The organism is Protofrankia sp. Cj3, from assembly GCF_917627355.1.
Lineage (GTDB): Bacteria > Actinomycetota > Actinomycetes > Frankiales > Frankiaceae > Protofrankia.
Window position 1 is genome coordinate 37,025 of sequence record NZ_CAKJTR010000014.1, and the last position, 11,454, is coordinate 48,478.

General features: G+C 68.6%; 10 protein-coding genes. 7 read left to right on the plus strand and 3 right to left on the minus strand.

What is annotated here, in order from left to right; all coding sequences use genetic code 11:
* Window positions 1–68 precede the first annotated feature (68 nt).
* A complete protein-coding gene (locus MJ783_RS03400) occupies window positions 69–554 on the minus strand; it encodes a glyoxalase/bleomycin resistance/extradiol dioxygenase family protein (protein ID WP_239308442.1) in 486 nt (161 codons plus the stop codon).
* A 137-nt stretch (window positions 555–691) separates the two neighbouring features.
* On the minus strand, window positions 692–1,540 hold the full coding sequence (locus MJ783_RS03405) for a hypothetical protein (protein ID WP_239308443.1): 849 nt from the start codon (window positions 1,538–1,540) through the stop codon (window positions 692–694).
* A 383-nt stretch (window positions 1,541–1,923) separates the two neighbouring features.
* Between MJ783_RS03405 and aceB the strand changes: the two genes are divergently transcribed.
* The 4 genes from aceB to MJ783_RS03425 all read left to right on the plus strand — a co-directional run bounded on the left by aceB (window position 1,924) and on the right by MJ783_RS03425 (window position 7,424).
* A complete protein-coding gene (aceB, locus tag MJ783_RS03410) occupies window positions 1,924–3,588 on the plus strand; it encodes a malate synthase A (protein ID WP_239308453.1) in 1,665 nt (554 codons plus the stop codon).
* 81 nt (window positions 3,589–3,669) lie between these two features.
* Complete coding sequence (locus MJ783_RS03415) at window positions 3,670–4,548, plus strand: MoxR family ATPase (RefSeq protein WP_239308444.1); 879 nt, start codon at window positions 3,670–3,672, stop codon at window positions 4,546–4,548.
* A 79-nt stretch (window positions 4,549–4,627) separates the two neighbouring features.
* Window positions 4,628–6,052, plus strand: a complete 1,425-nt coding sequence (locus tag MJ783_RS03420; protein ID WP_239308445.1) for a VWA domain-containing protein — start codon at window positions 4,628–4,630, stop codon at window positions 6,050–6,052.
* A 154-nt stretch (window positions 6,053–6,206) separates the two neighbouring features.
* Entirely contained in the window at window positions 6,207–7,424 is a 1,218-nt protein-coding gene (locus MJ783_RS03425; RefSeq protein WP_239308454.1) for a DUF4349 domain-containing protein, read from the plus strand.
* Here the strand turns inward: MJ783_RS03425 and pgm are convergent.
* Window positions 7,421–9,070, minus strand: coding sequence for a phosphoglucomutase (alpha-D-glucose-1,6-bisphosphate-dependent) (gene pgm, locus MJ783_RS03430; protein ID WP_239308446.1), 1,650 nt, complete (start codon window positions 9,068–9,070; stop codon window positions 7,421–7,423). The two genes, MJ783_RS03425 and pgm, sit on opposite strands and share 4 nt — an antisense overlap.
* A 407-nt stretch (window positions 9,071–9,477) precedes the next feature.
* Between pgm and nadD the strand changes: the two genes are divergently transcribed.
* From nadD to MJ783_RS03445, 3 genes are all read left to right on the plus strand, one after another.
* Window positions 9,478–10,086 (plus strand): nicotinate-nucleotide adenylyltransferase, encoded by a 609-nt coding sequence (gene nadD, locus MJ783_RS03435; protein WP_255725451.1) that lies wholly within the window; start codon window positions 9,478–9,480, stop codon window positions 10,084–10,086.
* Window positions 10,087–10,309: 223 nt separating this feature from the next.
* Window positions 10,310–10,717, plus strand: coding sequence for a ribosome silencing factor (gene rsfS, locus MJ783_RS03440; protein ID WP_239308447.1), 408 nt, complete (start codon window positions 10,310–10,312; stop codon window positions 10,715–10,717).
* On the plus strand, window positions 10,714–11,412 hold the full coding sequence (locus MJ783_RS03445) for a histidine phosphatase family protein (protein WP_239308448.1): 699 nt from the start codon (window positions 10,714–10,716) through the stop codon (window positions 11,410–11,412). The genes rsfS and MJ783_RS03445 overlap by 4 nt, the downstream gene beginning before the upstream one ends.
* The last annotated feature ends 42 nt before the right edge of the window (window positions 11,413–11,454 follow it).

An 11,454-nucleotide genomic window follows, 5' to 3' on the forward strand; every position in this document is an offset into this window, starting at 1 on the left:
CATGGACAGAGGCCGGAATATGGGCCGCGGCGAGGCCGCTGCTCCTTCCCCGTGCGCCGGGGATGGGCTCAGCTCTGGTCGTCCGCCGCGCCGCCCATGACCTCGGCCGCGCGGCGGGCCAGCTCCTCGGCCGGGACGTCTTCAACATGGGTCGCCACGGACCACCGGTGACCGAACGGGTCCTCGAACTGCCCGGAGCGGTCGCCGTAGAACTGCTTCTCGACTGGGCGCAGGCTTTTGGCGCCGGCCTTGACCGCGCGGTCATGGGCCGCGTCGGCGTCCGTCACATACACGTGGATGCTGACCGGCGTTCCGCCTACGGTCCGCGGGCCCGCCGCGTCCATCTCGGGGAACTCGTCCGACAACATGATCATAGATGTGCCGATCACGAGCTCCGCATGGCCGATCTTTCCTCCCGGGGCGCCGATACGCATCCGTTCGGTTGCCCCGAGGACCTGGGTGTAGAAATCGATGGCGTCGGCCGCGCCGTCGACGTGCAGGTACGGGGTGATCACGGGGTAGTCGGCGGGGATCGGCTCGACTGCTGTCGTCATGGTTCCTTCTCCTTGGTTGGCTGACGCTGTGGGATTCGGTAGCTCGGGGGGTTGGCTCGGGGTTTGGTGATGTGCCCGGTCCGCCAGGCGGCGTGTGCTCGACGATAGCACATATGTTCGAATGGAGGTGGCCGCCGTCACCTTGCGGGCCACCAGGGGACGAACTGGTCATGTGCCGGGTCTTCCCAGACGGCCCACGGCCGGACACCGGAGCTCCACAGCTTCTCCAGGATGAGACGGTCCTTGGCCGTGTCCATGGCGCGCCAGAACCCGCGGTACCGGTAGCCGCCCAGCCGGCCGGCCCGGACCAGCCGGCCGAACGGCGCGTCGACCAGATCCTCGCCCGGATGGAGGATGTCAAAGATCGCGGGCCGTAGCACGAAGAATCCCGCGTTCACCCACACGTCCTGTTCCGCCATGGGAGCGATTTCGCTGATCGTGGTTGACCGAGGCTGGAAGTCGACGGTGTGGATGCTCTCGGGCGGCCGTACGGCGAGCAGCGTGGCGACGGCGCCGGACCGGTGCGCCTCGTCGATCATTTGCGGCAGCGGGACGTCGGACAGGCCGTCCGCGTAGTTCGCGAGGAACAGGTCTTCGCTGTCAACCAGGCGCCGCACCGCCCGGAGGCGTTGCCCCACCGGCGCGCTGAGCCCGCTGTCGACGATCGTGACCGACCACCCGGCGGCCTCACCGTCGAGCAGATGATGTCGCGGCACACCCGGCAGCGCCGTCGGCTCGTCGGCACGCTTGCTGGCGAGATTCCCAACCCAGGCGCGGACGAACTCGCCCCGGAAGCCCACGCAGAGCACGAAGTCGGTGTGCCCGTATGTCGCATACCATTTCATGAGGTGCCAGAGAATGGGTTTTCCACCCACCAGGTGCATCGGCTTCGGCGCGTCCGTGGCACGTTTCGGCACAAATACCTGGTCCGCGCCCGTTCCCAGCAGACGCTGTCCCTGGCCGCCGCAGAACAGAACAACCTTCATGCTGGACTCTTTTCCCGCGTACGCACACGGCAGGCGGGCCCACACCGGTATTCGCCCCCGCCGCTGCGTCCGGTGGTGCACGTGTCCGGGTTTGTCCTACGGTGTGTTCCGGGAGTCGTCGTTCGAGCGGGAAGCCGCGTCCAGGTGGCTGCTGGCAAGGCCGCGGGCCACACCGATACCGGCTGAGCCGATCGCTTCGGCGCCCACCGCCCGCATCCTGGCCGACCAGCCGGTAGCTTCGCTTCCGCCGATACCCGGCGGCGTGCCGTGGACGGTTCGTCGAGTGGGCTTCGTGGATCGGGCTTCGTGGATCGGGCTCCGTGGATCGGGCTCCGTCGAGCGGGGTTCGCGGACCGGGGTTCGTGGAGCAGGGAGGGGACGTGATGGGTGCCGACGGGCCGGCCGACGGAACAGGTGCCGGAGCTGCGCAAGGTGCTGCCGGAGCTGCGCAAGGTGTGGAGGTGGACCGGGTGGTCAGCGGGCTCGCTCCCGCTGACGCCGCGGCGGTGCTGACCGATGAGGCGCTCGCCTTCGTCGCCGCCCTTCAGCGCGCTTTTTCTGGCCGCCGCGCTGAGCTGCTGGAGCGGCGGCGTGAGCGCCAGCGGTCCGTCGCCGCTGGAGCGGGCCTGGACTTCCTGGCCGAGACCACGGACATCCGCGGCGGCGACTGGGTCGTCGCCCCGCCCGCGCCAGGCCTGGCCGATCGCAGGTGCGAGATAACCGGGCCGACCGACGCGAAGATGGTCATCAACGCGCTCAACAGCGGGGCACGGGTCTTCATGGCCGACTTCGAAGATGCCAACGTGCCCACCTGGGCAAATATGATCTCCGGGCAGCGTAATCTGACCGACGCGATTATGCGGGTACTGATGTTCACGGGCGCGGACGGCCGAACCTACGCCCTGGGCGAGAAGCTTGCGACCCTGCTCGTGCGCCCGCGCGGCTGGCACCTGCCGGAACGGCATGTTCTGGTCGACGGCGAACCGGTCAGCGGTGCGCTTTTCGATTTCGGGATGTATGTGTTCCGTAACGCCCATGCGCTGGTTTCGAGTGGCGTCGGGCCATATTTCTATCTACCGAAACTGGAAAGTCACCTTGAGGCGCGGCTGTGGAATGATGTTTTCACCATGGCCGAGGACGCCCTCGGGCTCACCCGCGGGACGATTCGGGCGACTGTCCTCATCGAGACGCTGCCGGCGGCCTTTGAAATGGAGGAGATCCTCTACGAGCTGCGGGAGCACTCCGCGGGGCTGAACGCCGGCCGGTGGGACTACATGTTCTCCACCGTGAAGACGTTCCGCGCCCGCGGTGCTGATTTCGTGCTGCCCGACCGCGGCGCCGTCACGATGACCGTGCCGTTCCTGCGCGCCTACACTGAGCTGCTGGTGGCCACCTGCCACCGCCGTGGTGCGCATGCCATCGGCGGGATGGCCGCCTTCATCCCGAGCCGTCGTGATCCAGCCATCAACGCACATGCGCTGGCAAAGGTCCGCGAGGACAAGGAGCGGGAGTCCCATGACGGTTTCGACGGCAGCTGGGTCGCCCACCCGGATCTGGTGCCGGTCTGCACCGAGGTGTTCGACGCCGTGCTTGGCGGGCGCCCGAATCAGATCGACCGGCGGCGTGACGATGTCGCCGTGACCGCCCGACAGCTGCTCGCGATCCGCGACACCCCGGGCTCGATCACCGAAGCGGGCCTGCGGAACAACATCAACGTGGCCATCCGTTACCTGGAGAGCTGGTTGCGGGGGACCGGCGCGGTTGGCATCGACAACCTCATGGAGGATGCGGCCACCGCTGAGATCTCGCGTTCGCAGATCTGGCAGTGGATCGCCGTACGGGCCCGGCTGGCTGACGGCCGGCCGGTGACCGCGGATCTCGTCCGAGACATCGAGGCCGAGGAACTGGCCGCGATCCGGTCCGCGGCCGGCGCGCGCGCGTTCGACGCCGGGCGCTACGCCGATGCCGCGGCTCTGTTCGAGCGGGTGACATTGGTCGACGAGTTCGTCGAGTTCCTGACCGTCCTCGCCTATGAGCAGGTGGAGTGATCTGGTCGCGGTGATGTCGCCCGCGCGCACCTGTCACTGGCACTATGGAAACGGTTCTCAAGTCGTACACGAGAGGTGTATATGCCGCTACAGGAGCATGCCTTCGCCGATGTGGCGGATGTCCGCGGACGCCTGGAGGCGGCTGGTTACCTTGCGGACCATGCGATCGCCACGACCGTCTTCCTGGCCGACCGGTTGCGCAAGCCGCTGCTCGTGGAAGGGCCGGCCGGGGTGGGCAAGACGGAGCTCGCCAAGGCGCTGGCTGCCGCGACCGGCGCCGAACTGATCCGTCTCCAGTGCTACGAGGGCTTGGACGAGGCTCGGGCGCTGTATGAGTGGAACTACAAGAAGCAGCTTTTGCGTATCCAGGCCGGGCGTAATGACGAGGCGTGGGACGAGGCCCATGACGACATCTTCAGCGACGAGTTCCTGTTGCCCCGGCCGTTGCTGACCGCCATCCGGCGCAACGACCCGGCCGTGCTGCTCATCGACGAGACGGACAAGGCCGACGTCGAGGTCGAGGGGCTCCTGCTGGAAGTGCTCTCGGATTTCCAGGTGACGATTCCCGAGCTCGGCACGATCGTGGCCAGCCGCCGTCCGTTCGTGGTGCTGACCAGCAACGCGACGCGGGAGCTCTCCGAGGCGCTCAAACGTCGCTGCCTGTACCTGTATCTGGACTACCCGTCGGCGGCGCGCGAGAAGGAGATCGTCCTCGCTCGCGTCCCGGAGCTGCCCGAACGGCTTGCCGAAGCCATCGTCCGGACCATCCGGGCGCTGCGGGCGATGGAGCTGAAGAAGGCGCCGTCGATCGCCGAGACGATCGACTGGGCGCAGACCGTGCTGGCGCTGGGTATCGACACCCTGGACGAAGAGGCGGTGTCGTCCACGCTGGGTGTTGTTCTCAAGCATGCCAGTGACCAGGCGCGGGCGGCTGGCCAGCTCAAGCTCGGTCGGAACTGAACTGACCTGAACTGGCACATGACCTGATGTGATTCCTGATCTGACCCCCGATGTGCCCTGAGGCGATGGGACGGCCGAGATGAGCGTGCTGGACCGCACGGTGGCGTTTACCGCCGCGCTGCGCACGGCGGGCGTGCCGGTGAGCAGCGCTGAGACCGTGGACGCGGCCCGCGCGGTCGGCGCGGTCGGGCTGCTTGACCGCGGAGCGCTGCACGCGGCCTTCGCGGCCACGATGTGCAAGCGCCCGGCCCATCGGGTCACCTTTGACATGTTGTTCGACCTCTACTTCCCGCCGCGGATCGGTGCTGGTCTGTCCGTCGAGGGTTTCGGCGAGGGCGGTGCGGACTCAGGCGAGGACAACGACGCTCACCAGCGTGGCGGCCACGCGGAGCTGGATCCGGACATGCTGCGCGAGGCTATGCGCGCTGACCTGCTGCGGGCACTGCTCGACGAGGACGATGAGACACTGCGCCGCCTCGCCAGAGATGCCGTGACCGCGCTCGGAGCGGCCCCTGTCGGGGCGGGGCAGCGCTCCTGGTTCATGTACCGGGTCATGCGGGCGCTCTCACCGGACTCCCTGGTCGCGGACCTGTTGGCCGCGATGCTCGACGGGGCCGCAACCGGGGGCCTCGCCGAGCGGGTCGCCCGGCAGACGATCACCGAGCGGATCCGTTCGTTCGAGGAGATGGTCGCCGCCGAGGTTCGGCGCAGGCTTGCCGAGGAACGCGGGGTGGACGCGGTGGCGACGACCGCGGTCAAGCCCCTGGCGGACCAGGTCGACTTTCTCCGGGCGTCCCAGCGTGATCTCGTCGAGTTGCGCCAGCAGGTCTATCCGCTGGCCCGCCGGCTCGCGACCAGGCTGACCGCTCGCCGCCAGCTGGGGCGCTCCGGCCGGCTGGACTTCCGCCGCACCGTGCGGGCTTCGCTCGCCACCGGCGGCGTGCCGTTGCGGACCCACCACCGTCCGCACAAACCACACAAGCCCGAGCTCGTTGTCCTGTGCGACGTCTCCGGCTCGGTGGCGTCGTTCGCGCACTTCACCCTGTTGCTGACGCACGCGCTGCGGGAGCAGTTCACCCGGGTCCGGGCGTTCGCGTTCATCGACACCACCGACGAGGTCACCCGGTTTCTGCGGGGCTGCGACGTCGGCGACATGATGGCGCGGATCGCGAGCGAGGCCGATCTGATCTGGTTCGACGGGCACAGCGACTACGGGCATGCCTTCGAGGTGTTCGCACGGCGCTACCCTGACGCCGTCAGCCCGAAAACCTCCCTGCTCGTGCTGGGCGACGCCCGTAACAACTACCGGGCGAACGCCGCCGGAGTGCTGCGGACGCTGTGTGCTCAGGCCAGGCACTCCTACTGGCTGAATCCTGAGCCGCGCACCTACTGGGGCTCGGGCGACTCGGCCACCCGCGCCTATGCCGACCTGGTTGACGAGATGGTCGAGTGCCGCAACGTCGAGCAGCTCCAGGCATTCATCGAACGCATCCTCCCGGCATAGGCTCCGCGGCCGGGGTCTGGTGCCCGGGTCTGCTGCCCGGGGCCTGGTGCCCGGGGCCTGGATCTCGCCGGGCTGAAATCGGGGTGAACCGAACGGGCGAGGCGTGCGTCCAACCTTCCGACAGCTGATCGTTGATGGGAGGACGGCCGCGGTGATGGCTATGACAGGCTCGGCGACAGGGGCGGACACTCAGGAGCCCGACAGCCCGGAACGGACACGGCCGGCCGGGCTGGGAAGGGCTCCGATAAGTGATCGTTTCGCCGGGGGCGCCCCCGGCAGGCGCCGGATCTTTCGCTATGCCTTCGCCATCGGGCTTGTTGTGATTGCCGCTGCTGCCTTCCTGCTCGGTGGCGTGCACTCGGACGGGGGATCCGCACCGGCGGTGCTGCCCGTCGCGCCCGGCATCGCTCCAGGCGCCGCCGCTTCGAGCAGCGGCGCTGGTGCGAACGGCGGCGCTGATATGAACGGCGGCGCCGGCGTGAACGGCAGCGCTGGCGTGGACACCGAGGCTGGTTCTGACGTGGTCGGCGCACCAGCGCCGGGGCGGGCCAGCCTGCCCGGATCCCAACCGGATGGAACGGGTGACCAGGCCCGGCCGGCCGGGGCGGAGGTGCGGATCGTGCGTACCGGTTCTGTTGCACTGTGGGTGCGCCCCGGCGGGGTGGACGCGGCGGTCACCGCCATCGAGACCGCGGCGAAGGGGCTTGGGGGCTATCTGTCCGCGCTGGACAGCAGCGGTTCGGCGTCGGCCACCGATAGCGGTGGCGAGCGTGCCAACGTCACCCTGAGGGTCCCGAGCGGTTCGTTCGAGCCGCTGCGCGACCAGGTCGGGAAGATCGGCGAGGTTCGCGCTTCGACCGTTTCCACCCGGGACGTGACCGGCCAGTACGTAGATCTCCAGTCCCGGCTGAAGGCGTTGCGGAGCTCCCAGGACAGCTATCTGGCGCTCCTGGCCAAGGCCGGGACGATCGGGGAGGTCCTCGCCGTCCGCCAGCAGATCGACAACGTGCAGTTGCGGATTGAACAGCTTGAGGGCCAGCGCCAGGTGCTGGCTGACTCCAGTGATCTTGCCACCCTCACCGTCGGGATCAGTGAGCGGGGCGCGGCGGCCGGCGGCGCTCCGGACGGCACCGGCCGGGGTCTTGGCCGAGCCGTCCGGCTGTCCTGGGATCGCTTCGTCGGTGGTCTGACCCAGATCGTCGCGTTGATCGGGCCGATCATCCTGATCCTGCTGTCCGCCGCGACGGTGTACATGGGCTACCGGCTGGCCCGGCGGGCCAGCCGCCGAACCAGCCGACCGGCCTCGCCAGCCCCGCCAGCCGATTCGGCCCCGCCAGCCCCTTCCGCCCCTTCCGCCGATTCGGCCAGTTAGCGGGCGAGGGCGGCGTCCACGACGGACTGCGCCTCGGCGAGGACGGTGTCCAGGTGCTCGGGTCCGCGGAAACTCTCCGCGTAGATCTTGTACACGTCCTCGGTGCCGGACGGGCGCGCCGCGAACCAGGCGTTCTCGGTGATGACCTTGATCCCGCCGATCGCCGCTCCGTTCCCGGGGGCATGGGACAGCGCGGTGATCACCGGCTCGCCCGCGAGCATGGAGGCGTCCAGGTCAGCCGGGGTCAGGGAGGTCAGGACCTCCTTCTGCGCGGGGGAGGCCGGCGCATCCACCCGGCGGTATGCGGGTGCGCCGTGCCTGTCGGTGAGTGCCGCGTAGTGCTGACCGGGGTCCTTCCCGGTCACAGCCGTGATCTCAGCGGCGAGCAGGCAGGCGATCAGACCGTCCTTGTCGGTGGTCCAGACCCGGCCGTCGCGGCGCAGGAACGACGCGCCCGCGCTCTCCTCCCCGCCGAATCCGAGGGAGGCGTCGATCAGCCCGTCCACGAACCACTTGAAACCGACCGGAACCTCGACGATCTCCCGTCCGAGCCCGGCGGCGACCCGGTCAATCATGCTCGAACTGACCAGGGTCTTGCCGATCGAGGCAGCGCCGGGCCAGCCGTCGCGATGCGTGAACAGATAGGAGATCGCGGCTGACAGGTAGTGGTTGGGGTTGAGCAGGCCCTCGCCCGGCGTCACGATGCCGTGCCGGTCGGCGTCGGCGTCGTTGGCCAGCGCCACGTCGAAGGAATCCTTCAGACGCAGCAGCGACGCCATCGCGTATGGCGAGGAGGGGTCCATCCGGATCTTGCCGTCCCAGTCGACGGTCATGAATCCGAACCGTGGATCGACCGTGGTGTTGACCACGTCGAGGTCGAGCTTGAAACGCTCGGCGATGGCCTGCCAGTAGGCCACGCTCGCGCCCCCGAGCGGGTCGACGCCGATCCTGACGCCCGCGCCGCGGATCGCGTCGAGGTCGATCACGGCTGCCAGGTCGTCGACGTAGGCCGTGACGTAGTCGTGCACGGCCGCACTCGTGCGGGCACGCGCGGGCGGGACCCGTGAGACCCCCCGCAGCCCGTCCGCGAGCAGTGCGTTCGCGCGGTTCTGGATCCAGGTGGTCAGGCCGGTGTCCGCCGGCCCCCCGGTCGGTGGGTTGTACTTGAATCCGCCATCCGCGGGTGGGTTGTGTGACGGCGTGATCACGATACCGTCGGCGAGACCATGAGCCTGCCCGGCCGCGCGGCGGGCATTGTGCGTGAGGATCGCGTGCGAGATCACGGGGGTGGGAGTGGCCTCGCCAGCCGGGGCGATCCGGGTATGCGTCTCGTGCGCGGCCAGTACTTCCAGCGCGCTGGTGAGCGCGGGCGCGGACAGGGCGTGGGTGTCCACACCGATGAACAGCGGTCCGTCCACGTGGTGGGCGGCCCTGTGTTCGCATATCGCCTGTGTGATCGCGACGATGTGATCGGCGTTGAAGGAGCGGCGCAGTGACGACCCGCGGTGCCCGGATGTCCCGAACGAGACCCGTTGGGATGCCTCGCCGGGGTCGGGCCGCTCGTCGTGGTATGCGGCCAGCAGCGCGTCCACGTCGATGAGAATGTCAGGCTGCGCGGGCTGGCCCGCGAGCGGACTCACCGGCATCAGGTAGCCTCCTCGAGTCGGGATTAACAGAATAAGAACAGCGTAAGAACAGAATAGAAACGGATAGGGGAAACGGGAACTGAACGAGAATGAGGAGCGACCGGCAACAGGGATGTGAGCATGAGCTGATCTGGGCGGGGCGCGGGCGTCGATGCCGGATCATGGCGACGGCGAGCCCCGGCGAGTACGTGGTCAGCCTACGGCGATGGCCGGTGGCCCTGGCCCGGCGGGACGCGGCGTTCCTCGCGGCGTTCCTTGCGGCGTTCCTTGCGGCGTTCCTCGTGGCCGGTGGCTACAGGCTGGATTTCCGCCGCTATGCCCGGTGCGCTCGGTCCGGGCCGTTGGGCGCGGATGTGATACTTCCCGGAGAAGTCGAAATCACGGTGTGCTCCCGTTACGGTCCGTCCGTGAGGCTCGGGGTGATGGGCGGGACCTTTGATCCGGTACATAACGGTCATCTGGTCGCCGCCAGTGAGGTCGCGGCACTGTTCGATCTGGACGAGGTGGTCTTCGTGCCGAGCGGGCGTCCGTGGCAGAAGGCGGACAGAGAGGTGTCGCCAGCCGAGGACAGGTATCTGATGACCTTCCTTGCGACGGCGGGCAATCCACAGTTCACCGTCAGCCGGATTGACATCGACCGGAGCGGCCCAACCTACACCATTGACACCCTGCGGGACCTGCGCCTCGTGCGGCCGCGGGCCAAACTGTTCTTCATCACCGGGGCGGACGCGCTGGCACAGATCCTCAGCTGGCGCGACGTCCGGGAGCTGTTCGGGCTGGCTCATTTCGTCGGGGTCACCCGGCCCGGCTACCAACTGGAGCTCGACGCGAGCCTACCGGGTGACGCGGTCAGCCTCCTGGAGGTTCCGGCGTTGACGATCTCCTCTTCCGACATCCGTGCCCGGGTGAGCCGCGGGGCGCCCATCTGGTACCTCACCCCGGACGGGGTGGTGCGCTTTATTGCCAAAAGTGGGCTGTACCGACCGCGCGACCCAGCGGCGACGCCCGTCCCATGATCTTGTCGCCTGCCCGCATGGCGTGGCCAGGGTACCGGTACGGGCCACAATCAGGCACGTGAAAGCGTTGGGTATGTCAGGCTGGATGGGCGGTACGCAAACCGCTCCGGCGCATACGATCGTTAACCGTAGTCGACGGGCATGCCCCGCCGCCAGCGGCTGCGCGATCATGTTTTTGACGCGCAGCCGGAAGCCCGGTGACCCAGTCAGGAGAGATGTATTCGTGACCGCATCCCCGCGAGCCGTCGAACTCGCCCTCGAAGCCGCGCAGGCCGCGGCGGACAAGCTCGCCAGCGACATCGTCGTGCTGGACGTCAGCGAGCGTCTTGCTATCACGGACTGCTTCGTGGTCGTGTCCGCCGACACTGAACGGCAGGTCAAGGCCGTGGTTGATGGCGTCGAGGAGCAACTGCGCAGGCTCGGGGCCAAGCCGTTGCGCCGCGAGGGTGAACGCGAGGGACGCTGGGTGCTGCTCGACTTCTCCGATGTTGTGGTGCACGTACAGCACGGTGAGGAGCGGACCTACTACGGACTCGAACGGCTCTGGAAGGACTGCCCGCGGATCGCCTTCGTCGACCGTGATCTTTCCCGGCATGTCGAAGCCGCTGGACCCGGTGTTGGTCGCTGGTGAGGATCCTGCTGTGGCGGCACGGCCGCACCGCCTGGAACGATGTCGGCAGGTTCCAGGGGCACGCGGATCCTCCGTTGGACGAGACCGGCCGGGCGCAGGCGCGGCTGGTCGCACCCGCGGTCCGCGCGCTTGCCCCTGACGTTGTCATCTCCTCGGACCTGCTGCGCTGCCGGGCGACCGCGGCTGAGCTCGGCGTTCCGGTTCGGATGGACGCCAGGCTGCGGGAGATCTCGCTGGGGGAGTGGTCGGGGCTGACGGCCGCGCAGGCGGCCCTCCGTTTCCCCGCGGAGGACGCGGCGTGGCGTCGTGGCGAGGACGTGCGCCGTGGCGGTGGTGAGACCTACGTGGAGGTCGGCGCCAGAGCGGTTGGCGTCATTGACGACCTTGTCGCTGAAGGGCTCCCCGGTGAGGATGGGCTTGCCGTCCTGGTGCTGCACGGCGGCACCGCCAGGGCCCTGATCGGACGGCTGCTGGAGATACCGTCATCGGTCTGGTGGCGGTTCGGGCCGCTGAGAAACTGCTGCTGGACGCTGCTGCGTGGTGACGGCGGACGGTTCCGGCTGGTCGAGCACAACGGCGGCCCGTTGGCGCTCACCGGGGTTCCCGCTCCCGGCACGTCCGAAGCGGGCCTGCCCCCGCAGATGCCCGCGGCCGCTCCGGACATCGAACCGGTACACTCACCGAGTGCCCCCTGACGGGGTGCTCGGCGGAACCTGTAGGGTGTGAACGGTACGAAC